General features: G+C 69.6%; 18 protein-coding genes. 10 read left to right on the top strand and 8 right to left on the bottom strand.

The genetic code is table 11. The annotated features are described in order from the left end of the window. Window positions 1-61: 61 nt before the first annotated feature. The gene (locus ABD292_RS18295) at window positions 62-2,629 is read right to left on the bottom strand and encodes a HelD family protein (protein ID WP_344208627.1); all 2,568 of its coding nucleotides are present in this window, start codon (window positions 2,627-2,629) and stop codon (window positions 62-64) included. Window positions 2,630-2,831: 202 nt separating this feature from the next. On the opposite strand from ABD292_RS18295, the gene ABD292_RS18290 reads away from it, so the two are divergent. From ABD292_RS18290 to ABD292_RS18275, 4 genes are read left to right on the top strand one after another with little or no spacing between them, the layout of a single operon-like run. After that, entirely contained in the window at window positions 2,832-3,017 is a 186-nt protein-coding gene (locus ABD292_RS18290) for a hypothetical protein (protein WP_344208625.1), read from the top strand. Between the two features lie 19 nt (window positions 3,018-3,036). Then, window positions 3,037-3,618: a M48 family metallopeptidase gene (locus ABD292_RS18285; protein WP_344208623.1), complete on the top strand. Its 582-nt coding sequence runs from the start codon at window positions 3,037-3,039 to the stop codon at window positions 3,616-3,618. Continuing rightward, window positions 3,618-5,426, top strand: coding sequence for an N-6 DNA methylase (locus ABD292_RS18280; RefSeq protein WP_344208621.1), 1,809 nt, complete (start codon window positions 3,618-3,620; stop codon window positions 5,424-5,426). Before ABD292_RS18285 ends, ABD292_RS18280 begins: the two co-directional genes overlap by 1 nt. Before the next feature lie 15 nt (window positions 5,427-5,441). Further along, the gene (locus tag ABD292_RS18275; protein ID WP_344208619.1) at window positions 5,442-6,881 is read left to right on the top strand and encodes a protein kinase domain-containing protein; all 1,440 of its coding nucleotides are present in this window, start codon (window positions 5,442-5,444) and stop codon (window positions 6,879-6,881) included. 84 nt (window positions 6,882-6,965) lie between these two features. On the opposite strand, the gene ABD292_RS18270 is transcribed toward ABD292_RS18275, so the two are convergent. From ABD292_RS18270 to ABD292_RS18250, 5 genes are all read right to left on the bottom strand, one after another. Beyond that, window positions 6,966-7,538 carry a GTP-binding protein gene (locus ABD292_RS18270; RefSeq protein WP_344208617.1) on the bottom strand — a complete coding sequence of 191 codons (573 nt, stop codon included), beginning with the start codon at window positions 7,536-7,538 and terminating at the stop codon, window positions 6,966-6,968. Further along, a complete protein-coding gene (locus ABD292_RS18265) occupies window positions 7,519-7,884 on the bottom strand; it encodes a DUF742 domain-containing protein (RefSeq protein WP_344208615.1) in 366 nt (121 codons plus the stop codon). The genes ABD292_RS18270 and ABD292_RS18265 overlap by 20 nt, the downstream gene beginning before the upstream one ends. Next, window positions 7,881-8,288, bottom strand: coding sequence for a roadblock/LC7 domain-containing protein (locus tag ABD292_RS18260; RefSeq protein ID WP_329587382.1), 408 nt, complete (start codon window positions 8,286-8,288; stop codon window positions 7,881-7,883). The genes ABD292_RS18265 and ABD292_RS18260 overlap by 4 nt, the downstream gene beginning before the upstream one ends. A 13-nt stretch (window positions 8,289-8,301) precedes the next feature. Beyond that, on the bottom strand, window positions 8,302-10,416 hold the full coding sequence (locus ABD292_RS18255; protein ID WP_344208612.1) for a sensor histidine kinase: 2,115 nt from the start codon (window positions 10,414-10,416) through the stop codon (window positions 8,302-8,304). Window positions 10,417-10,661: 245 nt separating this feature from the next. Further along, a complete protein-coding gene (locus tag ABD292_RS18250) occupies window positions 10,662-12,296 on the bottom strand; it encodes an FAD-dependent oxidoreductase (RefSeq protein WP_344208611.1) in 1,635 nt (544 codons plus the stop codon). A gap of 316 nt (window positions 12,297-12,612) precedes the next feature. On the opposite strand from ABD292_RS18250, the gene ABD292_RS18245 reads away from it, so the two are divergent. Further along, entirely contained in the window at window positions 12,613-13,275 is a 663-nt protein-coding gene (locus ABD292_RS18245) for a hypothetical protein (RefSeq protein ID WP_344208609.1), read from the top strand. Here ABD292_RS18245 and ABD292_RS18240 read toward each other — a convergent pair whose 3' ends face one another. Continuing rightward, complete coding sequence (locus ABD292_RS18240; protein WP_344208607.1) at window positions 13,276-15,312, bottom strand: glycosyltransferase family protein; 2,037 nt, start codon at window positions 15,310-15,312, stop codon at window positions 13,276-13,278. A gap of 55 nt (window positions 15,313-15,367) precedes the next feature. Continuing rightward, complete coding sequence (wecB, locus tag ABD292_RS18235) at window positions 15,368-16,498, bottom strand: non-hydrolyzing UDP-N-acetylglucosamine 2-epimerase (RefSeq protein WP_344208604.1); 1,131 nt, start codon at window positions 16,496-16,498, stop codon at window positions 15,368-15,370. Window positions 16,499-16,553: 55 nt separating this feature from the next. On the opposite strand from wecB, the gene ABD292_RS18230 reads away from it, so the two are divergent. The 5 genes from ABD292_RS18230 (at window position 16,554) to ABD292_RS18210 (ending at window position 23,274) form a co-directional block, all read left to right on the top strand. Further along, entirely contained in the window at window positions 16,554-18,239 is a 1,686-nt protein-coding gene (locus tag ABD292_RS18230) for a glycosyltransferase family 4 protein (protein ID WP_344208602.1), read from the top strand. Between the two features lie 130 nt (window positions 18,240-18,369). Continuing rightward, complete coding sequence (locus ABD292_RS18225; protein WP_344208600.1) at window positions 18,370-19,617, top strand: nucleotide sugar dehydrogenase; 1,248 nt, start codon at window positions 18,370-18,372, stop codon at window positions 19,615-19,617. Window positions 19,618-19,636: 19 nt separating this feature from the next. After that, on the top strand, window positions 19,637-20,725 hold the full coding sequence (locus tag ABD292_RS18220) for a glycosyltransferase (RefSeq protein WP_344208598.1): 1,089 nt from the start codon (window positions 19,637-19,639) through the stop codon (window positions 20,723-20,725). A gap of 20 nt (window positions 20,726-20,745) precedes the next feature. Beyond that, window positions 20,746-22,548, top strand: coding sequence for a DUF4434 domain-containing protein (locus tag ABD292_RS18215; RefSeq protein WP_344208596.1), 1,803 nt, complete (start codon window positions 20,746-20,748; stop codon window positions 22,546-22,548). Between the two features lie 45 nt (window positions 22,549-22,593). After that, the gene (locus ABD292_RS18210; protein WP_344208593.1) at window positions 22,594-23,274 is read left to right on the top strand and encodes an NUDIX hydrolase; all 681 of its coding nucleotides are present in this window, start codon (window positions 22,594-22,596) and stop codon (window positions 23,272-23,274) included. The last annotated feature ends 21 nt before the right edge of the window (window positions 23,275-23,295 follow it).

Raw genomic sequence — 23,295 nt, 5'->3', positions numbered from 1 at the left:
GTTCGGCGCCGGCGTTCGCAGCTTCGCGGGGAGCCGACATCGTGGCCGTGCGGTCCTGCCGTCACTGCCCCAGAGCGGCCTCCACGAACGGGCCGTCCCAGCCGGTCTCGGTCTTCCAGATGATCGAGACGTCGAAGAGCGCCTTGATGATGTCGACCGCCCACAGGTCCTGAGGCGCCTTCGGCAGGACGAGGAAGAGGAGGAAGAGCCGGTCGATCTCCTTGTGCTTGCCGCTGGCCCATTCGGCTTCCAGGAGCCGAGGTGCCATGGCGCGAAGCTCGGCGTAGGTGTCGACGCTCTGCGCTGAGATCATGTAGAACCCGAGCCCGCGCTCGTCCTCACAGAGGATGTCGGCGTACTCGGTGTCCAGCACGGGCTCGCGTTCGTTGCCGTACAACTCGGCGGCGAGCATGTGCTTGAGGCGGGCGTGCGCCGCCTGCTTCCGGCTGGCCGCGGCCTGCTCCTTGAGGAAAGCTCGAAACTCATCCCCGTCGGCGAACCGCTCACTCTGGGACGAAGGGACAGCATCAGTCTTCTTGATCTCAGCCACAGGCACCTTGACAGGCCCGCCTAGCTCGGCAGGCAGAGGGGACGAATGGAGCACCGTCAGGGACTGCGTGCACCGCGTCAGAGCGACGTAAAGCTGGCGAAGCCCCGTCGAACCCTGTTCGGCGAACAGATGCGGTTCTACCACCACGACGTGGTCGAACTCCAGACCCTTCGCCATGTGCGCGGGCATGACGGCGACCCGCTGTCCCATTCCCGGCAACGCGGACTCCTGGGCGGCGGCGATCTGTCGGGCGAGTTCGGTATGGAGCTCGTCCTGCGCGGGAGTCAGGACCGCGACGGAACGTGCCTGGTCGCCGTCTTGCATGGCCAACCGCTGGGCCCTGGTGACCGTCTCGGTGATGATGCGCTGCCGGGGGACCGGAACGATCGCCAGAGTGTCCGGCGAGGACGGGCGAACGGAAGCCGGGATCGCCGTGGACGGCGAGATCTCCGTCCCCAGCATCGCGGCGAACTTCATGACTTCCGTCGGCACTCGGTAGCCGACGCCCAGTTCGGCGATGTGCCAGCCTTCGGCGCCGGCCAGGATGTCGGCCAGGCGTTCCCAGACGTCGTACTGGCGGATGCCCGTGCTCTGCGCCAGGTCTCCGAGGATGGTCATCGAGCCGGACGGGCACCAGCGGGCCAGCGACTTGGCCTGCATGGGCGTCAGGTCCTGGGCTTCGTCGATGACCAGGTGCTGGTAGCGCCGTTCGTTCTCACCGGTCAGGAGCCACCGGAGCTCCTCCAGGCAGACGAGGTCCTCGGCCGACCAGGGCTCGTCCGCGACTCGTCTGGCCGGCGGGCGGACGAGCGCGGCCTGCTCGTCGAGGGTGAGCACGCCGAAGGCGGCAGCGGCAAGGGCGTCCTTGTCCGCGAGCAGTTGCCGATAAATCTGCTCGGCGCTGGTTGACGGCCAGATCCGGTTGATGAGCGTGGAAACGGCCGGAGCCTTCTCCAAGTTGCCACGGAGCGCGCCGTCGGACTTCTTGACCCGGGTTGCCTCGGCGTACTGGGTCAGCAACCCGTCGATGACGGTGTCGACGAAGCGGCGACGCCGTACGAGGTAGGGACCCTTGGCCTCGCGAGCCGCTGTGACAAGCCGGACAAGCTCGGCCTTGTCGATGTCCAGCCGCGCGCCGCGGAAGTTGAAGCCCTCTTCGGTGGCGAGATCCTCCCGGATGAGGTTCTCGACCGCGTTGTGCAGCACCCTGGCCATTCGGTCGTCCGACTTGACCAGCCGGGCAGCGACTGGATCGGTTCCCCGGACGTCGCCCGTCCAGAGTTCCGCGATGTCCACGGTCGCCACACCTCGGCTGCCCATACGGGGAAGGACATCACGAACGTACTGAAGGAACGCTTTGTGTGGACCGATGACGAGCACCTGATCAGGGGTGAAGTGCTCATTGTCGAGCAACCAAGTCACACGGTGCAGCCCGACCGCCGTCTTGCCGGTGCCCGGCCCGCCCTGGATGACGAGCACGCCCTTCCGTTCGTCGGCGACCAGCCTGAGCTGGTGGCGCTGGATCGTCTCGACGATGTCACGCATGACGCCGTCGCGGGCAAGGTCCAGGTCGGCGAGGAGGAACAGGTCGGGCTCGTCGTCGGTGACCGGAGCCGCGATGGTTTCCCCCTTGGCGTTGATCACCTGGATCTCGGTGTCGCTGTAGTCGACAACCTTGGGGCCGTCGCAGCGGAGCTGACGCTGCCGCCGCACATCCGCGGGCTCGTCGGGAGTGGCCAGGCGCCAGGCGGTCGCCGCCTTGGACGTCCACTTCACCAACGCCAGGTCGCCTTGGCGGTCTCGTACGGTGGCCCGGCCGATGTACCAGGTGAGCTTGTCATCGGGGTCCTCGAGGAGGTCGATCCGAGCGATCACCAGGGGCTGTCGGCCGAGATCCTCGCGGCGTCCGTACTCCTTCGGAAGGTCCGGATGAGACGACAGCCCGGCGTCCGGGCAATCTCCCAGGCTGCTGGATCGAAAGTTCTCGACAGCCTTCCGGTCCTGGTCGACGCAGTCGTAGATGTGATCGACGGCCAGCTGTTCCTCAGCGATCACCGCGTTCCGATCGAGCGTGCTCATCTGACCTCCGGGGGAATCTGAGCCTGCCTTGTGATCCTAGTACACAGGTATAGCATTTGGTGTTGACGACAGTAGTAAGTCGCTCCTAGAGTGCTGTCAACACAGCCGTTCGCTCTCTACAGCGTGAAGAAGCCGCGCAGACCCTCCGTCGCTGGGAAACTGGGCCCCTGACGCACACCGACCGATCAAGAGAGGCCACCACGTGGCGAAGTTGACGTTGCCGCGGCACGGCTTCTGGGACAAGCGCCCCGACGTCGCCGACTTCCGCGACGAGATCTTCGAGATCCTCGTGACAGCCGACCTCGGTGACGTCGATCAGCTGGAGCAGGTGGCGGACAAGGCCCGGGACGCCGTCAAGAACAACCACGCGACGATCCCCAAAGCGTGACCCTGGCATGCTGGTGACCGTGAGTGAAATACCAGGAGTCCTGCGAGTCGGTGACCTGGAGGTCGCCGTCTCGGTGAGCGATCGGCGCAAGAACGTACGCCTGACCGTCGAACGGGACGCCTCCATTACTGCGGTCGTTCCACCCCAGCTGTCGAAGTCCGAGCTGACCAAGGTGGTGGAGGCCAAAAGACCCTGGCTGTACGGCAAGCTCGCGGAGAAGCGGGAGTTGGGCGACGCCCCACCTGCCAAGGAACTCGTCGGCTGGTATCGCCGGGTCGGCCACCCCTGGCTGTCCAAGCGGGTGCGCCCCTGGGCGACCCGGCTCGGCGTCGAGGTCAACGGACTACGAGTCCGGCCGCTCGGTTACCGATGGGGATCGTGTTCGAGGGACGGACAGGTCAACATCCACTGGGCCACCATGCAACTGCCCCCCAGCCTGATCGACGACGTGCTCGTTCACGAGCTGGCCCACATCCGCAGGCCCGATCACGGGGCCGAGTTCTGGAGCACCGTCGAGCGGGCGCTACCAGGGCATGAGGACTATCGCGGGTGGCTCCGCCATGCCGGAAACGAGCTGTGGTTGCCGGAGGAGGGGCTCTGATGCAAGACGACGTCCTGGTCAATGCCGTTGACATCGCGCGGATGGCCGACGTCGGCCGGGCCGCGGTGAGTAACTGGCGCAAGCGCTTCGACGACTTTCCCCAGCCTGTGGGCGGCACCGCCTCAAGTCCTGCCTTCTCGCTGAGCGAAGTGGAGCAGTGGCTCCGGGACCACGGCCGTTATGTCGAGGTGTCGCCACTGGAACGACTCTGGCAGCGGCTGCGCAGCAGCACTGACGATCTGCGGTTGGGCGAGGTGGTGGCCGAGGTCGGCGCGGTCCTGCTGGGGGAGAGCGCCAGGCTTGATGATGCTCTGACCAGGGAGATCAGGGACATTGGGCAGGCGGAGGGCGTGAGCGCCGCATTCGACGGGATATGTGAGCGCTATGTCGATCTACATTCCCGCCGCCTGCTTGCTACTCCACCAGCGGTGGCGAGACTGATGACCGCGATCGGCAGCACTGAGGGCGGCACCGTTCTCGACCCGGCCTGTGGAATCGGCACCATATTGCTGGAAAGCCACGGCATCCACATATCGGGCCAGGAGCTGAACGAGAACGCCGCCAGGCTGACCAGTGTCCGGCTACGCCTTCATGGCTATGCGGCGCAGATCGAAGCCGGCGATTCGCTCCGTGACGACGCCTTCGCCGGCACGCAGTTCGACGCCGTGGTCTGCAATCCGCCGTTCAACGAGCGCGGCTGGGGATATGAGGAGCTGACCAGCGACCCGCGCTGGGAGTTCGGTCTGCCACCGCGCGGTGAGTCCGAGCTTGCCTGGGTACAGCATTGCCTGGCGCACGTGAAACCAGGCGGGCTTGTGGTGATCATGATGCCGAGTGTGGCCGCCGGTCGCCGTCCGGGCAGGCGAATACGCGGCAATCTCCTAAGAGCCGGCGCCCTGCGAGCCATCATCAGCCTCTTCCCCGGCGCCGCTCCCGCCTCCAGCGGACCACCCGACCTGTGGGTGCTCCGCAAACCCGCCCAACGGGATGAGCCGCCGTCGGACGTGTTGATGGTCAACGCGGGCGAGGACCTGGCCCTGGCCGAGACGGCATGGCGAGCCTACCGAGAGAAAGCGGAGCTGCCGGAGAACAGCCGGGTGGTTCGCATCATCGATCTTCTCGATGAGGAGATCGATCTGACGACGAGCCATCGGGTGGCGACGCAGGAGCCCACTTCCGGATATCTCGTGATGAGCGATGGCCTCTCATCCATCGTGAAGGAGCTGCGACTTCCCCGAATCGTCGCGACACCTCGTCGAGATCTTGCGATGACCAACCTCGGTGAGCTTGCCCGGGCAGGGGCCGTCACCATCATGCAAGGTCCGCTCAAGCTCCAGGAAGACGGTGACCTTCCCGTGCTCACGGCCAAGGATCTCCTGCTCAACAGAGAGCCCACTGGCCGTACTGGTGACGCTCCAGGACTCGTCCGTATCGAGGAAGGCGACGTGATCGCCTCTCTGCTCCATTCCAGCGGCGCGTCGCCACGGGTGATGAGCCGGGCAGGGGCTGTGCTCGGATCGCAGCTGCTGCTCTTCCGGACCGATCCGGAGCGGCTCGATCCCTACTTCCTTGCCGGCTGTCTACGGGCTGAGAGCACCGCCGCGAGCCGTCACGGTTCGACCGTCAGGAGGGATCCACGGCGGGCGTCGCTGCCCCGACTGCCGATCGAGGAACAGCGCCGGTATGGAAAGGCCTTCGCTCAGCTTCTCGTGTTCGAGGATACGGCCAGAGCGCTGCGCGAGATCAGCGATAATCTTGTGGTTGCCGGGCTCGACGGGCTTCTTGACGGGAGTCTGACCCCGGAGTGACCCCCGGGAGGCTTGGTGTCCCACTTTCTCGGTCGTTACCAGCTTGACCCCTATCGGCTCGGTCGTGGCGGGATGGGCGAGGTGTGGGGCGCCCACGACATCGTGCTCGCCCGGAAAGTGGCGATCAAGTTCGTCCTTCTGCCGGACGCGGAGCTGCACCAGAGGTTCGCCCGGGAAGCCAAGGCGCTGTCCAGCTTGGCTCACCCGGGCGTTCCCGCGCTGTACGACTTCGGGACGGTCGACGGCCGCCACTACATGATCATGCAGTACATCGAGGGGAACGGCCTGCACGACGTCATCGCCGAGCACGCGCCGCTCTCCATCGGCTGGGTGGCGTCCATCGGAGCCCAGATCGCGACCGTTCTGGAGGCTGCTCATGAGCAGGACATTCTGCATCGGGATCTGAAACCGTCCAATCTCATGCTCTGCCGGGACGGCTCGATCCGGGTTCTGGACTTCGGCCTGGCGTTCATGCATGACGCGGACATGACCACGCTCACCCAGACCGGGCAGCAGCTCGGGACCGCCGCGTACATGTCTCCCGAGCAGGTCGAAGGCAAGCGGGGGACTGTGCATGCCGACATCTATTCCTTGGGGTGCGTACTCTACGAAGCGGCCACCGGCCACCCGTTGTTCACCGGGCCCAACGATCACAGCGTGAAGACGCAGCACATCACGACGCCGCCGATGCCGGCCGGGCGGCACCGGCCCGACATCCCACGTGGGCTGGATGAGCTGCTGATGGCGATGGTGGAGAAGGACCCTGCCGACAGGCCCGCGAACGTCCGCGAGGTGTACGAGCGGCTCACCCCCTACCTGTACGGCACCGAGCCGCTGGGCGACATGACGGATCGCCGCGCGAGCCCCTTGCTCTTGTACGCCCGCGCGCTGAGCCGGACCACCGTCACGGACCCGCCGAGGTCAGCGGCAGAAGCGCGGGGAGCCGGTGACGAGTTCGGCCAGGGTGACGTACGCCGTGCTCGCCGCCACGCGCAGACACTGATTCGGGAGTCCCGGTACAGCGAAGCGACCTCGACACTGGAGCGGGCCCTCGCCCGCGGGCCCGATGCGCCTGGACTGCGGGAAGAGCTGGCCGAGGCCTTCATGGCGGCGGGTGACCACCGTCGAGCGGCCCAGATATACGGCGAGTTGGCGGCGTCGAGTAAGACGGGTCAGGCGTTCTACTACCGGCTCCAGGAAGCCACCTGCCACGCTCACCTCGGCGACGTCGAACAGGCGCTGCACCTCATGACGGCACTGGTGGCCGACGTCCCGGCGGAGGATGATCCGCAGGCTTTGGAACTGCGGCGCCAGATCGGCGAGCTGGAGCGCAGCGCCGGATTGCTGGATCGGGCTCGGCGCACCCTCGCCGCACTCCTGTCCGACCTTGAGCGGATCTACGGCGCGGAGCATGCCGCGACAGAGCGCGTGCGCGAACTACTCATGTCGACGTGATGGCCTGTCCCAGATTTCAAGAACGGCCCGCACGCCGATGAACTCGGCAATGGGGCCGTCCCACCAGCCCGGCGAACGCCGTCGTCAGTTCGCCGAGGTGAGTGTCCTCAGGGAGTGCTCGACCAGGGTGATCATCACTTCCTTGGCCGAGGTGCGCCGGCGTACGTCGCACAGCATCACCGGGACGTCGTCGTCGAGGTCGAGTGCGATCCGCACGTCGTCCACGCTGTGCCGGTCGGCGCCGTCGAAGCAGTTGACGGCCACCACGAACGGCGTGCCGCGCTGCTCGAAGTAGTCGACCGACGGGAAGCAGTCGGTGAGCCGCCGGGTGTCGGCGATCACCACGGCCCCTAACGCGCCGTAGGACAGCTCGTCCCACATGAACCAGAACCGCTCCTGCCCGGGGGTGCCGAACAGGTAGACCACGAGCCCGTCGCGGATGGTGATGCGGCCGAAGTCCATCGCCACGGTCGTGGTGGTCTTGGCCTCCACGCCGTCGAGGTCGTCCACGCCGACCCCGCGGTCGGAGAGCACCTCTTCCGTGCGCAGCGGCTTGATCTCGCTGATCGACCCGACCAGGGTGGTCTTGCCGACGCCGAAGCCGCCGGCGATGAGGATCTTCAGCGCGACGGGATCCTCAGAGAGCACGGAGTCCATTGATCACTTCCTTGAGAATGCGCTCGTTCGTGCGCGGGCCTCCGGCGGAGGGCGACGACACCGAGATGAGGCCGTGGTCACGCAGATCGCCCAGGAGCACCCGGACGACACCGACGGGCAGGTCCAGCTCGACGGCCAGGTCGGCCACCGAGATCGGAGCCCGGGCAGCCCGCAGGATCAGTCGCTGCTCGGGACCGAGCTCGCCGGTCGGCGTCTCGCCGACGGCGCGCACGATCGCGACGAGGTCGAACACGTCCCCGGAGGGACGCGTACGGCCACGGATGAGAGCATAGGGCCGGACGACGGGTCCGGCCTCCTCATCGAACCACTGCGGGCTGTCGCTCATGACGCTCCGGCGCGCGGGTTGGTGGTGATGTGCTGGCCCACCCGCTTGACCAGCATGGCCATCTCGTACGCGATGTGCCCGACGTCCACGTTCGCCTCGGCGATCACGGCCAGGCAGGTGCCCTGCCCCGCCGCGGTCACGAACAGGAACGCCGACTCCATCTCCACGATGGTCTGGCGCACGTCGCCGCCGCCGAAGTGGCGCCCGGTGCCGCGGGCCAGGCTCTGGAAACCGGCCGCCACGGCCGACAGGTGCTCGGCGTCCTCCCGGATGAGCCCCTTGGAGTATCCGATCGCCAGCCCGTCGGTCGACAGGATGACCGCCTGGCGCACCGCCGCGACCCGCGACGTCAGGTCGTCAAGCAGCCAGTTCAGCTCACCGGTGTTGGTGGTCGGCACACTCATGCATCCCCCTTACTCATGGCCCCTCCTCAGAGGCTTCTTCTCGGGCGCGTTGGGTTCCCCGCTGGAAGGCGGAGAACAGGTCGCGGACCTCGTCGGGAGAGCGTTCGGCGGGCTTCTCCTCAGCGGGCGGCTGCGGCGGGCTCTGGGGCGCCTCCGCGAGCTTGGGCGAGAGGCCGGCCTGGCGTACGCGCCGGGGCAGCCCCTTGTGGGTGCCCGAGGTCACGACCGCGAGCGCCTTCTTCCTCGTACGGCTCGGCACCGCGGCCATCTCCTCGCCGCCGCTGCCGGCCGTCAGCGCGCTCTGCTCGGTCACCAGGGACCGCGGCACCAGGACGATGGCCGTGGTGCCGCCGAAGGGCGAGCGCCGCAGCATGACCTTGATGCCGTGCCGTTCGGCCAGCCGCGCCACCACGAACAGGCCGAGCCGGTCGCTGTCCGCCAGGTCGAACTCGGGCGGGTTGGCGAGCATGCGGTTGGTGGCCGCGTACTCGGTGGCGGACAGGCCGAGGCCCTTGTCCTCGATCTCGATCGCGTAGCCGTTGCTGACCTGGTCGCCGCGTACGTGGACGGCGGTGTCGGGTGGCGAGTAGATGGTGGCGTTCTCGATGAGCTCGGCGACCAGGTGGGTGAGGTCGGCGGCGGCGGCGCCGTCGAACGCGCTGACCGGCATGGCCTGGACCTCGACCCTGGTGTAGTCCTCGACCTCGGCGACGGCGGCCCGGACGATGTCGATCACCGGCACCGGCTTGCGCCAGGCGCGGCCGGGCGCGGAGCCGGACAGCACGATGAGGCTCTCGGCGTGCCGCCGCATGCGGGTGGTCAGGTGGTCGAGGCGGAAGAGCTCTTCGAGCTTGTCGGGGTCGTGGGTGCGCCGCTGCATGCCGTCGAGCAGCGCGAGCTGGCGGTGCAGCAGGCCCTGCTTGCGCCGGGCGAGGTTGAGGAAGACCTGGCCGACGCCGCGGCGCAGCGCGGCCTGGCCGACGGCGGCGTTGACGGCGGTGCGCTGCACGGAGCCGAAGGCCCTGGCCACGTCGATGATCTCCGCGGATCCGCTGACCTTGATCGCCTTGGCCTCCTTCTTCACGTCGACGTCCTCGCCCTTGCGCAGCCTGGCCACGAGGTCGGGCAGGCGGCGCTCCGACAGCTCGACCGCGGCCGCGCGCAGCCCGCCGAGCTCTCCGGCCAGGCGGCGACCGAAGCGTACAGAGATGATGATCGACGCGAGCACCGCGATCAACCCGACGCCGCCCGCGACGGCGATCTGGACGACGGTGGCGGTGGCGGCCTCGGAGGTGCGGGCGGCCAGGGCCTCGGAGGCGGTCCGGGCGTCCTTGTCGAGCTGGGCGCTGAGCTTGTCGAGGGTGTCGGTCCAGGCGGTGCCGTTCGTGGGCGGCGTGCCGGTCTGGGCGATCCGCGCCTCCATCGCGACGAAGGTCTGGAAGGTGTCGGAGGCGAAGAGCTGCTCGTACGGCCGCCGCATCGTCACGTCGAGACCGGCGAGGCCGCGCGCGTGCAGGAAGCGGCGCGAGGCGGCGTACTCGGTGAAGGCGGAGACCTCGGACCCGCTGAGCCGCTGCCGGCCGATCCCCACGAGGACGAGCGCCTGCTCCCTGGCGATGTACTCCCTGGCCAGGCCCATGGTCTGCATCGCGGTGGCCTGCTGGACGATGGCCAGGTCGGTGACGGTGAGCAGCTGGGAGTAGACGGTGAACAGCGCGTCGACGATGGTGTTGTACGCGGTCAGCCCGCCCAGGCGGGAGCCGCGCCCGGCGTCGATGTCCGCCCTGACGGGGCCGAGCCGGTCGAGCGCGGGCCAGAGCGCGCTCAGCGGGCCGCGCACGTCGGTGGCGGCGCCGCCCCCGGCCTCGGCGACGGCGATGCGGAGGTCCTCGACCGCGCGGTCGGTACGGGCGCGCTGGGCGCCGAGCACCTCGGTGAGCTCACGCGTCGTGAGCGCCTCGGCGGTGCGCATGCGCTCGGCCTGGAGCTGAATTGCCAGGTCGGAGGTGGCGACGCCGATGGTCCGGTAAAGCGTGCCGCCGCGGAGCAGTGACTGGGCGTCGCCCATGGTGAGGTTGAGGACGAAACCCCAGAGCGCGCTCAGAGACAGGAGGGGTAGCAGCAGCAATAAGAAGATCTTGAACCGAATAGACCGGTTTCGCGAGCCCATGTCCCAACCTCGAGTCGGGGGCATTTCCACACCTTGTGTAAATACACCTCCGGAAGATCGCACAGGAGACTAGCACCGTTTACGCTTCCGGCGCAGTGGGAGGAACACGTTCATTACCGTGATTATTGGGACAAGATCCCCCAGCAGTGGCGAGCCGTGAGCCGGGCCGTCGCCGCCCATCCCCGGCTCGACCAGCGCGGATCTCACCCCGTCAGCTCCTCCACCGCGCGGAAGGCCGCCGTCACGGCGGCGTCGGCGCGGGCGGCGGGGGCCGCGTCCGAGCCCGCGATCGCGATCCGCCCGAACCGGCGGCGGGCCGCCTCCGCCGGATACGGCCCGTCCGGGTAGAAGGCGTGCCAGGGCCGGCAGTACTCCGGCGCGTTCCCGTGGCCCCAGCGGTTGACCGTGATGCCCTCGACGTCCCGCGCGGGGTCGAAGCCCGCCGGGCCGAGCAGCCGGGCCAGCTGCTCGCGGATCGTACGCTCCAGCACCTCGTACGGCGTCCTGATGAGCTCACGCCGGCCCGCCGCCGCCCCCGCCTTCGGCCCCAGCTCGGCCCGGCACGGCGTGGCCAGCAGGTGCACCTCGGCCGGCCCGCCCGCCCGCCGGGGCGTCTCCAGCTCGGCGAGCGACCAGTACGCCCCCGTCCACCGCACCCTGCGCACCCCGGCCCGCCGCCAGGCGTCCCAGTCGCGCACCCGTACGCTCGCGTGCAGCAGCGGCACCCGTACCGCCTCGCCCAGCGCCTGGCGCTGCTCGTCGGGCAGCTCCGGCACCAGGTAGGGGATCACCGCGCTCCAGCAGGCCAGGATGACCGACCCGGCCGCCACGCTCCTGACCCGGTGCCCGTCGAAGTAGGCGACCTCGGCCGCCCCCTCGCCGTCGCGCACCGACACGACCGGGCTGGACAGCCGGAACCGCACCCGGTCGCCCGGCCGGTCGGGGGAGCCGGGGTCGGGCAGCAGGCGCGCGACCATCGTGCGCACCAGCGCCTGGTTCCCCTCGGGGAAGAGGTGGACCTCGCCGGCGCCCCACTGCCTCCTGACCGTCGGCGAGTTGTACCGCGACGGCTTGTCCTTCTCCAGCCCGAGCCCGCCGAACCCCGGATAGCCGGTGCCCCAGGCGTCGATCGCGCCGAGCGCCCGGGTGTCGTAGCCCCACTCGGGGCAGGACATGCTCCGGCAGAAGCGCTCCACGTCCGGGTGCGCGCCGCACGCCTCCAGCAGGAACGCCGAGTACGTCAGCCCGGCCAGCCGTTCCTGCTTGGCCTCGGCGGGCAGCCCGGGAAACCAGTCGGGAGGGTCGTGGCGGAGCCTGCGCAGGTCGTCCCTGGCGCGGGCGGCGATCGGCAGCCGCGCGACCCAGTCGCCGGTGAGCCGGACCAGCGTGTCGGCGCCGAAGCTCTCCTCGTCGCACATGACCGCGTCCACCAGCCCGGCGCCGGTCCGGCCGGGGGCGCTCTGGCGGTGGAACATCACCCGCCGCGCCTGCCCGCCGATCTCGTCGTGGTTGTCGATGACCAGCACGCTCGCGCCCGGCAGGCGGCGCAGCCACTCGCCGGCTGCGCTGACGCCGCTGAGCCCGCCGCCGACCACGACGAGGTCGTAGCTCTCGCCGGTGGGCTCGGGCGGGCCGGCGTACTGCCAGAAGCGGCCGTCCCTGAGCGCGTGCGGCACGCTGAGGGCCTCGGGGGCGCCGCCGCCGAACCCATAGGCCGAGGACGACGGGGACGACGGGGCCGACGGCGCCGCCTCGGCCGGGCTCACGGAGACCACGCTCCCCAGGGCGCCCACCGCGATGCCGTCGAAGAAGTCGCGGCGGGAAATGGACAGATTCATCCCGAGGTCCCGTGGCGTCAGAGTCATGGCGCGATCATCGGCAGCCCCGGAACGGCCGGGTACGGGGACGCGCAGCGCCCAGAGAAACATTTTGCGCGGCCTATTACGGCGAATGCCGATTTGGCTCCTTGATCCGTAGCAGGGCCGTCGCCGCAGGTGAAGGTGGTTGTCCGACCGGTGTCGACAAACCCGCTGAATTCCGCAGATAACGACGTTGCCGGGGTGGCGGGCCCGCGACTCCTCTAACGTTCACGAGAATGCCGCCAATGGAATGGGAGAACTCATGCTAAAGGCCGTTTCCGGCATATTCCTGAGCATGATGGCCGTCGCCGGATGCTCGTCGTCGGAGGCGCAGGCCCCGCCCGCCGCCGCCGACGCGGCCGTCGAGCCGGCGCAGGGCGCCGGGTCGCCGCCCGCCGACGCCGCGAAGCTGCGGGCCGCGCTGCTGCCCGTGCCCGAGGGGATGCACATCTCGTACGGCCCGGAGCTGGGCGCGTTCGGCTCGCTCAAGTCCACCCAGCAGGGCCTCGCCGCGGTCCGCCAGGCCCGGCTGGAGCGTCCGGAGTGCGCCGGCGCGGCCCAGCTCGACGCCGCGCGGCCCGACGTCGCCAAGGCCCCCGCCGCCGTGATCGCCTTCGCCGCCGAGCGCGGCTCGATCACCCAGGCCGTGGTCGCGCTGCCGTCGGCCGCCTTCCCCGCGCCGCTGCCGGCGAAGTGCGCCTCCTACACCGCCGACGTCGACGGCGCCAAGGTCGTCTACCGGACCCGCATGCTGCCCATGCCGGCCAAGGGCGACCAGTCGCGCGCCTACCTCACCACGGCCGCGGGCGGGAAGGAGAGCGCCGAGATCGGCTCGGTGATGATCCGGCGGGGCAACCTCATCATGAGCATGCTCGTCGTGGGCCGCCAGGTGCAGCCGGACGGCCTCTACGAGCTGGCCAAGCTGGCCGACCAGAACCTCGCCAGGGTCAAGCGCTGATCAGATGAGCACGTGGTCGTCCGGCCGCCCGACGAAGGCGAACTGCGCGTTGCGGGTCAGCTTGATGTGGTCGGCCTGCCAGGTGTGCATCGAGGCGTCGGCGCTGCGCCAGTAGACGAAGTTGAAGCGGTCCGCCGAGTAGATCTTGACGGAGTCCTCCTTGAGCCGCCGCACCAGCTCGGTGTCCTCCCCCCGGGTGATGTCGGCGAACCGGTAGGAGCGGAACATGTCCGCCTTGCCGAGGAACGTCCCGCCCTGCACCAGGAACGAGTAGCGGTGCTCCAGGCCGGGCAGCCGCAGCATCGTGGTGTTGGAGCCCTCGAAGTAGGCGTAGTGCGCGCCCTTGCCGACCAGCTCGGCGTCGGAGTAGTCGAAGGCCCGCACCAGGTCCGACAGGTAGTGCTCGCCGTAGAGGTTGTCGTCGTCCATCTTGGCGATGAGGTCGCCCTCGGCGGCCGAGATGCCGAGGTTCATGCACGCGCCGAGCGACAGCTCGGCGGCGGCGGGCAGCACCACGACGTCGGTGATCCCGGCCATGCGGGCCTTGTCGGCCACCACGACGGGGTCGATGTCGAGGCCGTGCAGCACCATGACGAGCTGGAGCGGCCGGTGGAGCTGCTTGGCCACCGACGAGATGGCGTGCTCGATCTGGGAGGCGCGGTTGGTGGGCAGCACGACCGAGATCGAGCGGGTGCGCGGCTCGACGTGGTGGCCGAGGTCCTGGAGGATCTGGTCCACGCGGTGCGAGAACAGGTGCTTGTCGAAGACCTCGCGCATGGCGAGGTGGCCCATCCTGGCGCGCAGCTCGGGGCTGTTGATCAGGTGCAGCACCTGGTTGTACGACTCGACCGGCTCGCGCGCGACGGGGATGAGGTCGCCGAAGGTCTCCTCGATGGCCCGTGACCAGCCGGTCACGACCGGGGTCGCGCACGCCGACAGCTCGAAGACCCGCCGCGCGCACATGGTCGGCGAGTCGAGCACGGAGTTGACGTTGAGGAAGACCTTGTACATCCGGTACGCCGACAGCATCTGGTCGTAGGGCAGCTCGCCCACGATGTGCGGCCGGTACTTCTCGGGCCAGGCGTACTTCTCGTCCACCTCGCCGTTGCGGGCGAAGATGTGCAGGCCCAGCTCGCGCACCGGGTCGAGGACGGTCTCCATCTGCTCGCGGCGCTCGGGGTGCTTGTCGCGGAAGTACATCCCGGCGAAGACCACGTCGTGGAGGCGGCCCTGCTTCTGCTGGATCGGGTTGTGGACGCGCGGCTGGGCGGCGAACTGCAGCACATCAACCCGGTCGTGTCCCAAAATTTCCCGATACTTCGGCAGCATGTCGCCATCGCACGTGAACACGTAGTCGAACAGCTTGGCCGTGTCGATGAAGAAGTCGAAGTTCGGCGGGTCCTCCTTGTTCCAGAAGACCGTCGGGATGCCCTCGCTCCTGCACCAGGCCACCAGCTCGCGCAGCGGCTCCTTGGGCGCGTTGGTCCCGGTCATCTGGTAGCGCCAGCGGCCCTGGTTGCCGTGCCAGGCCGACTCGCAGAACAGCAGGTCGGGCCGCTTGTCGGCGAAGATCTCCGGCCAGTCCTTGAGCCCGAACTCGATCTGGTCCCACTCGTAGCGGAAGGCCATGCGGGAGAAGTCGTCGAGGATCACCGCGACCTTGAAGTCCGGCCGGTTGACCGGGCCGGCCGGCCACTTCACGGCCGGCACCTCGACCAGCGGGGGCCGGTTGTTCGCCAGCTCGACGGCCTCGGTGACGGGCATCGGCGGCTTCGGCGCGCGCTCCTTCGAGCGGACCGCGTCCATGATCTTCCCCGGGCTCTTCGAGCCCAGGGCCTCGCCCAGCTTGTACGTCCGCTTGGCCTGGGTCGCCTCCAGCTTCCACGTCGCGTACGCGGCCTTGGCCTCGGCGATCTCCAGGCGTCGCCGCAGCTCCCTGAGCTCCGCCTCGTGACGCTCGACGACCTTGCGCTCCTCGGGCAGCCAGTTGACGGGACCGAGTCGCTGGAACGAGGGGGGCTCAGGGGTTTCGGCCATGGTGATGACGCCTAACGCTCAGGGGAGATTTGCCATGTTACGCCGCCGATGGTGACTATTCGGGGCGTTTTGCCTGGGAAGCCGGTGCCAGGTTGTCGCCCTTGAGCCAGCCGGCGATCACCGTGGCGATGCGCGGCCCGGCCTTGCCGTCCCACAGCACCGGCAGCTCGCCGGCCGGGGTGGCCGCGCCGTCGGCCAGCGCCTTCTCCGCCGCGGCGGGCAGCAGGGCGGGGGTGACCAGGCGGTTCGTGCCGTGCGTGATCGTGATCGGCCGCTCGGTGTTGGGCCGCAGGGTGAGGCAGGGGACGCCCAGCATGGTCGTCTCCTCCTGCACGCCGCCGGAGTCGGTGACGACCAGGGCGGCACCGCGCACGAGTGAGAGGAAGTCCACATAGCCGAGCGGATCGACGACCCTGACCGTCCCGCCGTCCACGAGACCGGCCTCGGCCAGCCTGGCCTTGCCGCGCGGGTGCACCGGCACCACGACCGGGACCTGCCGCGAGACCTCCAGCACCGCGTCCACCAGCTCCTTGGCGGCCTCGGGGGTGTCCACGTTGGCCGGGCGGTGCAGGGTCGCGACGGCATACCGGTCCGGTATGCCGAGCCGCGCGACCACGGGGGCCGGGTCCAGCGCGGGGAGGGCGGCGTACAGGCTGTCGATCATGGGGTTGCCCACCAGGTGCACCTTGGAGGCCGGCACGCCCTCGCCGGCCAGGTACGCGAGCGCCTCGGGCGAGGTGGCGAAGAGCAGGTCGGCGAGGGCGTCGGTGACGACCCGGTTGACCTCCTCGGGCATGCCCCGGTCGAACGAGCGCAGCCCCGCCTCCACGTGCGCCGTCCGCACGCCGAGCTTGGCGCAGACGAGGATGGCGGCGAGGGTCGAGTTGACGTCGCCGTAGACCACGACCAGGTCGGGGTCGTGCTCCTCGACCACCTCCTCCAGCCCGACGAGCAGGGCCGCCGTCTGCTTCGCGTGGCTGCCCGAGCCGACCCCGAGGTTGGCCACCGGCTCCGGCAGGCCGAGGTCGGCGAAGAACACGTCGGACATCAGGGCGTCGTAGTGCTGACCGGTGTGGATGATGCCTTGCCGCACGCCGAGCTCGCCGAGTGCCCGCACCACCGGGGCCGCTTTCACGAAATTGGGACGAGCTCCCAATACGTGGAGGACCAGGGGGTTCTCCCTCATGACCTCGCCTTTCATAGCGGAAGGGAAAAAACGCTGCCTATGGTACGGTCACCGCGTGGCATCCGACGCCAGTCGTCAAGACTCCTCCCAAAGCGCCGGCAGGGTTTCCGCGAAGTCCGCCCGCGCCGGTGTCGGCGGGCTTCTCAAGGGCTTCGTCCAGCACCCGATCATCGTCTCCCGCGTCGTCGCGACCAAGGTCAAGTCCGACCCCGTCCGCGTCGCCCAGGCGGCCGCCGACGCGCTCCCGCCCCGGCTGCGCCCCATCGTGGGCAGCGTGGCTTGGCCCGCGGCCCGGGGCGCCCGGCGCATGGTGCGCAAGTTCGGCATGCGGGTGCTCAAGGGCCCGTGGAACGAGGCCAAGGCGCACTGGGACGCCGGCCGGGTCAGCGAGGCCGCCGCCGTGCTGGAAGCCCACACGAAATACCCGTTCATCAAGCGCAGGGCCGCCTACTACCGCGGCGAGCTGGCCGCCATCAGCCCCGACCCGATCCCGCCCGGCCCCAAGGTGGCCATCCTGGAGCGGGTCAAGGGCCGGGTCCTGCACCTGGTCACCAACGCGCTGCCGTACACGCAGGCCGGCTACACCGTGCGCACCCACCGCATCGTCACCTCGCAGAAGGCCGCGGGGCTCGACCCGCACGTGGTCACGAGCTGGGGCTGGCCGATGATGCAGGGGCACGCGGACGCGCCGCCGTACGAGGAGATCGACGGCATCCCCTACTACCGGCACCTGCCGGACGGGCACGGCGAGGTGCCCTTCGAGATGCGCGGCCGCATGGTCAGGGGCGCCGACTCGGTCACCAGGCTCGTCACCGAGCTGCGCCCGCAGGTCCTGCACGCCGCCACCGACCACCGCAACGGCTCGGTGGCCCACGCCGTGCGCGACCGTACGGGCACGCCGTTCGTCTACGAGGTGCGCGGCTTCCTGGAGGAGACCTGGGCCTCCCGCGACCCGATCCGGGTCGGCAGCGAGCGGCACGTGCTCCAGCGCGAGCGCGAGGCGTTCCTGATGCGCGAGGCCGACGCGGTGGTCACGCTGGCCGAGACCATGGCCACGGAGATCGTCGAACGCGGCGTGCCCAGGGAGCGCATCCACCTGGCGCCCAACGCCGTGGACGACTCCCTGCTCACCGCCCGCTACGACGGCGCCTCCTTCCGCGCCGCGCACGGCATCGAGCCCGGCGAGATCGTCGTCGGCTCGGTGTCGAGCATCGTGGCCTACGAGGGCTTCGCCACCCTGCTGCGGGCCGGCGCGCTGCTGCGCGACGCGGGCACGCCGGTGCGGGTGCTCATCGTGGGCGACGGCGCCGAGCGGGAGAACCTGCTGGCGCTGGTCGAGGAGCTGGGGCTCAAGGACGCGATCCTGCCCGGCCGGGTCGGCCCCGACGAGGCGCTGCAGGCCCAGGACGCCATCGACATCTTCGCCTGCCCGCGCGAGGACCTGCGGGTCTGTCGGCTGGTGACGCCGCTGAAGCCGGTCGAGGCCATGGCGCTCGGCAAGCCGGTGGTGCTCAGCGACCTGCCCGCCCTGTCGGAGCTGGTCGGCTCCGACGGCGCCGGCCTGCTGGTGCCGCCGGGCGACCCCGAGGCGCTGGCGGAGGCCGTGGCCGGGCTGCGGGAGGACCCCGCCAGGCGGGCCGAGATGGGCGAGGCCGGCCGCGCGGAGGTGGCCGCCAAGCGGACCTGGAGCCGCGTTGCCGAGACCTACCGGTCCCTTTACCAGTCGCTTGCCGAAAGTTGACCTTCGTGTTGGCTGTACGTTGTGACGGTTTCGGTCGCATTAGGCGTGAGCTAGGTGGACTTGAGATAACCTTTGCCACCATGAAGTGTTGTATCCGGCTCCCAAAGGCACAGCTGTGACAGAAATAGACTTGGCTGTCATCGGCCTGGGCTACGTCGGCATGCCGCTCGCCAAGGAGGCGGTCGGCGCTGGTCTGCGCGTTGTCGGTGTGGACGTCGACCCCCGCAAGGTCGAGGCGCTCACCGCGGGACAGTCCTACATCGACGACCTGACCGACGCCGATCTCGAGCACATGCTGGCCAACGGTTTCACCGCCACGCTCGACGAGAGCGTGCTGGCCCGGAGCAACACCATCGTCATCTGCGTCCCGACGCCGCTGGACGAGGACCACCGTCCGGACCTCTCCGCCGTCGAGGGCGCCGCCAAAGCCGTCGCCCGCAACCTCACCAAGGGCACCCTCGTCGTGCTGGAGTCCACCACGTGGCCCGGCACCACCGACGAGCTGGTCCGCCCCCTGCTCGAGGGCTCGGGGCTGACCGCAGGCGAGGACTTCCACCTGGCCTTCTCGCCCGAGCGCATCGACCCGGGCAACCCCAAGTTCGGCCTGCGCAACACCCCCAAGGTCGTCGGCGGCTACACCGCGACCTGCCGGGACCGCGCGACGGCGTTCTACGGCCGCTTCATCGAGCAGGTCGTGCCGGTCAGCGGCACCCGCGAGGCCGAGATGGCCAAGCTGCTGGAGAACACCTACCGGCACGTGAACATCGCCCTCGTCAACGAGATGGCGATCTTCTGCGACGAGCTCGGCGTCAACCTGTGGGAGTCGATAGAGGCGGCGGCGACCAAGCCGTTCGGCTTCCAGAAGTTCCTGCCGGGACCGGGCGTCGGCGGCCACTGCATCCCCGTGGACCCGTCCTACCTGTCCTACACCGTGCGCAAGCTCGGCTACCCGTTCCGGTTCGTGGAGCTGGCGCAGGAGATCAACGAGCGGATGCCGTCGTACGTGGTGGCGCGCGTCCAGCGATTGCTCAACCGGCATAAGAAGCCCGTGAACGGCGCCAAAGTCGTTATGCTCGGCGTCACCTACAAACCGGATATCGCCGACGAGAGGGAGACCCCGGCACTGCCGGTGGCCCGCGCGCTGCTCGAACTGGGCGCCGATCTCTCGTTCGCGGACCCGTACGTCAAGGAGTGGTCGGTGGACGGCACCCCGGTGCCGCGTGAAGAGGATCTGGCCGAGGCCGTGGTCGACGCGGACGTCACGCTGCTGCTTCAGCAGCATGCCGCGTTCGATCTCGACATGGTCGAGGCGAAGGCCAGGCTCGTGCTCGACACCCGCGGCGTGCTCGCCGAGGGTGAACGCGTCGAGCGGCTGTAGCGACGGAGGGCTGCGCGCAGTGCACGTGCTCGTCATGACGGTGGTGCATAACCCCGAGGACGCGAGGATCCTGCATCGGCAGATCCGCGCGCTCGTGGATGCCGGTCATGAGGTCACGTATGCCGCCTCCTTCACCGGTTTCGGGGTCGTGCCGAGACCCTGGGTGAACGGCGTCGACCTCCCCAGGGCCGCCCAGCGCAAGCGGGTGGCGGCGGTCTGGGCGGCCCGCCGGTTGTTCAAGCGCATGCGCGACAAGGTCGACCTGGTCCTGATCCACGATCCCGAGCTGCTGTTCGCGGTGTGGGGCGTGCGCAACCGGCCGCCGGTGGTGTGGGACGTCCACGAGGACACCCCGGCCACGCTCTCGCTCAAGCCGTGGCTGCCCTCGCCGCTGCGCCCGCCGGTGCGCTTCCTCGCGCGGCTGCTCGAAGGCACCGCCGAGCGTCACCTGCACCTCCTGCTGGCCGAGACCGCGTACGCGGGCCGGTTCAAGGACGCGCACCCGATCGTGCCCAACGAGACCTGGGTGCCCGACTCCGTCACCCCGCCCGGTGACGACCGGGTGGTCTATCTCGGCTGGCTGTCGCGGGCCCGGGGCGTGCTGGAGGCGGTCGAGGTGGCCAAGCTGCTCCAGCCGTACCGCGTGGCGGTGGAGCTCATCGGCTACGCCGACCCGCAGAGCCGTCCGGTGCTCAACCAGGCCGTGACCGAGGGCCTGCTGGAGTGGCGCGACTTCATGCCCAACGACGAGGCGCTGAAGCGGCTCGACGGCGCGCTCGCCGGGCTGTCGCTGCTGCACGACGAGCCCAACTACCGCCACTCGATGCCCACCAAGATCGTCGAGTACATGGCGCACGGCATCCCGGTCATCACCACCCCCTCGCCGCGCGCCGTGGAGCTCGTCGAGCGCTACGACAGCGGCATGGTCGTGCCCTGGCAGGACCCGAAGGCGGTGGCCCAGGCCGTGCTGACGCTCCGCGACGACGTACGCGAGCGCAAGGCGCAGGGCGCGCGCGGTTACGCGGCGGCCCGCGCCAACCACCACTGGCCCAATTCCGCCAAGCGCTTCGTCGCCCAGCTCGAAGCCTGGGCGGGGGTCAAGCCATAGCGGGCGGCGGGTCGTCGAAGGTGCGCTGGCTCCTCCTCGTCCTGGGTGTGGCGATCCTGGCCGCGGTCGCCGCCGTGGTCATCGTGCTCCAGCCGGGTCCCGGGCAGAAGGTCGCGTCGGTGGTGAAGACCACCCCGGCCAAGCCGACGCCGTCCGCCGAGGCCCCCACACCCAAGGTGAGCGAGTTCACCGACGACTGTGGAACGTTCGAGACCCGGGAGAAGGCCCCCTACGCGGTCACCGGCTACTGGATCATGCCGAAGTCGAACCCCTGCACCTGGCGCACCCAGCTCAAGGAGATCCACGACGTCGGCGGCGACACCGTCATCAGGATCGGCTACGGCCTGCAGTTCCGTACGGTCTCGTCCTCGGGCGACATCCTGACCAGGGACGGCGAGCTGGACTCCCTCTACAAGGGCTGCCGCGAGGACGGCATGAGCTGCCACGACGCCGCCGAGCGCGACCTGATGAAGGCCCACCCGGACAACCGCATCGGCCGCACGTACGTCTACCGCACCGACGAGTCGTTCGGCCCCGACCTGTTCCGCTGCCCCGAGGTGGAGCACGCGGTGCGGACCGGCAAGCGCACCTACTTCCGCATCATCACCCAGCCCGACGGCTCGGACGACTCCACCTGCGACTTCTCCCGCAAGGGCGCCTCCTACGACCTGATCCTCGTCGCCGGCGCCGAGAACGACAGCCTGACCCAGCTCCTCGACCTCGGCGACCAGTTCGGCATGCGCGTCTTTCCCGCGCTGCCGCTCGCGCCCCGCGACCCGAACAGCGAGATCAGGGCCAACAAGAAGCACCTCGGCACGCTGACCACCCTCACCCGGCGCATCCTCCAGGACTACGGCGCCCGCTTCGCCGACCGGGACTCCCTCGGCGGCGTCTACCAGCCGTTCGAGGTGCAGATGTCGGACACCCTGGCCTCGAACCCGACGCTGGAGGTCTACGCCGACCAGCACACGATCGTCGAGCAGGAGCTCCCCGGCAAGCCCATCCTCATCAGCCCCTACATGGACGCCCGCAAGCGCAAGGCCTTCGGCCAGACGCCCAAGCAGGTGGCCGAGGCGTTCAAGGAGCTGGCCAAGACCGGGGTCGGCATCATCGCCCCGCAGGACAGCCGCGGCACCGGCAAGGTCGGCCTGTTCTGGCCGGACGAGCGCGGCGCCGAGGTGGACGAGCGGCTGCGGCCGGTGGTCGGCGAGGCCACGTACGGCACCGCCTACCACGGCTCCACCCGCGACTACTACCGCGAGATGTCGCTGGCCCGCGAGGAGATGCTCCAGGCCGGCTACCAGGTGGACCTGTGGGCGAACGTGGAGGCGTTCGAGCCGTCGGGCGATCAGCCGTGCGCCCCGCAGGGCACCCGCGGCAAGACCGACAAGAAACGCCTGGACCAGGCCGTCACCATGACCGGCCGGTACGTCCAGAAGGTCGTCTCCTACATGTGGAGCGACTACATGACCTGCGGCGAGCCGTCGCTGGAGAAGGAGATCACCGCCGACTGGCGGCGGCCGATCGCCGTCGACGCCATCAGGACCTCGCGCGACATCCAGGACGGCGTCGAGGTGCGCGGCTACAACCTCAAGGACGGCGCCGTCTCCGTCGAGTGGTCCGGCGGCGTGCGCGACCTGGTCGTCTCCGAGGTCGGCTGGCTGGACGAGAACCCGCTGGAGGAGCTGCCCGAGGGCATGGTGACGGCATGGGTGCCGTTCGACTGGGCCCAGGTGCCGGCCGGCGAATGGGTACGGATCACCGTCAAGGGGGCGGCGGGTCTGACCTCCACCGAGCCCCTGCACGTGCGGATCACGACCTGACGCGGCGTTCGCGGCCCGCTCGCCGGTGCGTGTAACGTGCCGTTCATGGTCCCGAGCGTGCCGGTCAGCGTCGACCTGGTGGTGCTCACCGTGCGCAACAACGCCCTGAGCGCCCTGGTGTGGCGCCGCGACAACCCGCCGTTCCTGCGGCGCTGGTCGTTGTCGGGCGGTTTCATCCAGCTCGACGAGGACCTTCCCGACGCCGCCAGGCGCATCCTGGCCGAGCGGGCCGGCCTGCCCGGCGCGCCGGTGCACCTGGAGCAGCTTCAGACCTACGGCTACCCCGACCGCGACCCGCGCCAGCGCGTGCTGAGCGTCGCCTACCTCGGCCTCGCCCCCGACCTGCCCGCCTCGGAGCAGGCCCACATGAGCTGGCAGCCGGTCGACGCGCTCACGGTCATGGCCTTCGACCACCGCCGCATCATGCTCGACGGCGTCGAGCGGGCCCGCGCCAAGCTGGAGTACACCTCGCTGGGCGCGGCCTTCTGCGGGCCGGAGTTCACGGTGGCGGACCTGCGGCGGGTCTACGAGATCGTCTGGGGCCGGACGCTCGACCCGCGCAACTTCCACCGCAAGGTCACCAAGGCCGAGGGCTTTCTCGTCGAGACCGGCGGCACCACCACCCGTGACGGCGGCCGGCCGGCCAAGCTCTACCGGCGCGGGCCGGCCGAGCTGCTGCACCCGCCGATGCTGCGCTCGCTCAAGGACGAGCCGGCCAGGAACTGAAGGCCAGGAACTAAGGTAGGG

It is taken from the genome of Nonomuraea bangladeshensis (assembly GCF_039529455.1).
GTDB lineage: Bacteria > Actinomycetota > Actinomycetes > Streptosporangiales > Streptosporangiaceae > Nonomuraea > Nonomuraea bangladeshensis.
The sequence above is the reverse complement of the archived record's forward strand: the minus strand, read 5'-3'. Positions and strand labels throughout refer to the sequence as shown.

Coding starts and splice junctions, on each gene's coding strand:
- ABD292_RS18295 (WP_344208627.1), bottom strand. CDS start 2,629: ATGAGCACGCTCGATCGGAACGCGGTGATCGCTGAGGAACAGCTGGCC.
- ABD292_RS18280 (WP_344208621.1), top strand. CDS start 3,618: ATGCAAGACGACGTCCTGGTCAATGCCGTTGACATCGCGCGGATGGCC.
- ABD292_RS18270 (WP_344208617.1), bottom strand. CDS start 7,538: ATGGACTCCGTGCTCTCTGAGGATCCCGTCGCGCTGAAGATCCTCATC.
- ABD292_RS18265 (WP_344208615.1), bottom strand. CDS start 7,884: ATGAGCGACAGCCCGCAGTGGTTCGATGAGGAGGCCGGACCCGTCGTC.
- ABD292_RS18260 (WP_329587382.1), bottom strand. CDS start 8,288: ATGAGTGTGCCGACCACCAACACCGGTGAGCTGAACTGGCTGCTTGAC.
- ABD292_RS18250 (WP_344208611.1), bottom strand. CDS start 12,296: ATGAATCTGTCCATTTCCCGCCGCGACTTCTTCGACGGCATCGCGGTG.
- ABD292_RS18245 (WP_344208609.1), top strand. CDS start 12,613: ATGATGGCCGTCGCCGGATGCTCGTCGTCGGAGGCGCAGGCCCCGCCC.
- ABD292_RS18240 (WP_344208607.1), bottom strand. CDS start 15,312: ATGGCCGAAACCCCTGAGCCCCCCTCGTTCCAGCGACTCGGTCCCGTC.
- wecB (WP_344208604.1), bottom strand. CDS start 16,498: ATGAGGGAGAACCCCCTGGTCCTCCACGTATTGGGAGCTCGTCCCAAT.
- ABD292_RS18210 (WP_344208593.1), top strand. CDS start 22,594: ATGGTCCCGAGCGTGCCGGTCAGCGTCGACCTGGTGGTGCTCACCGTG.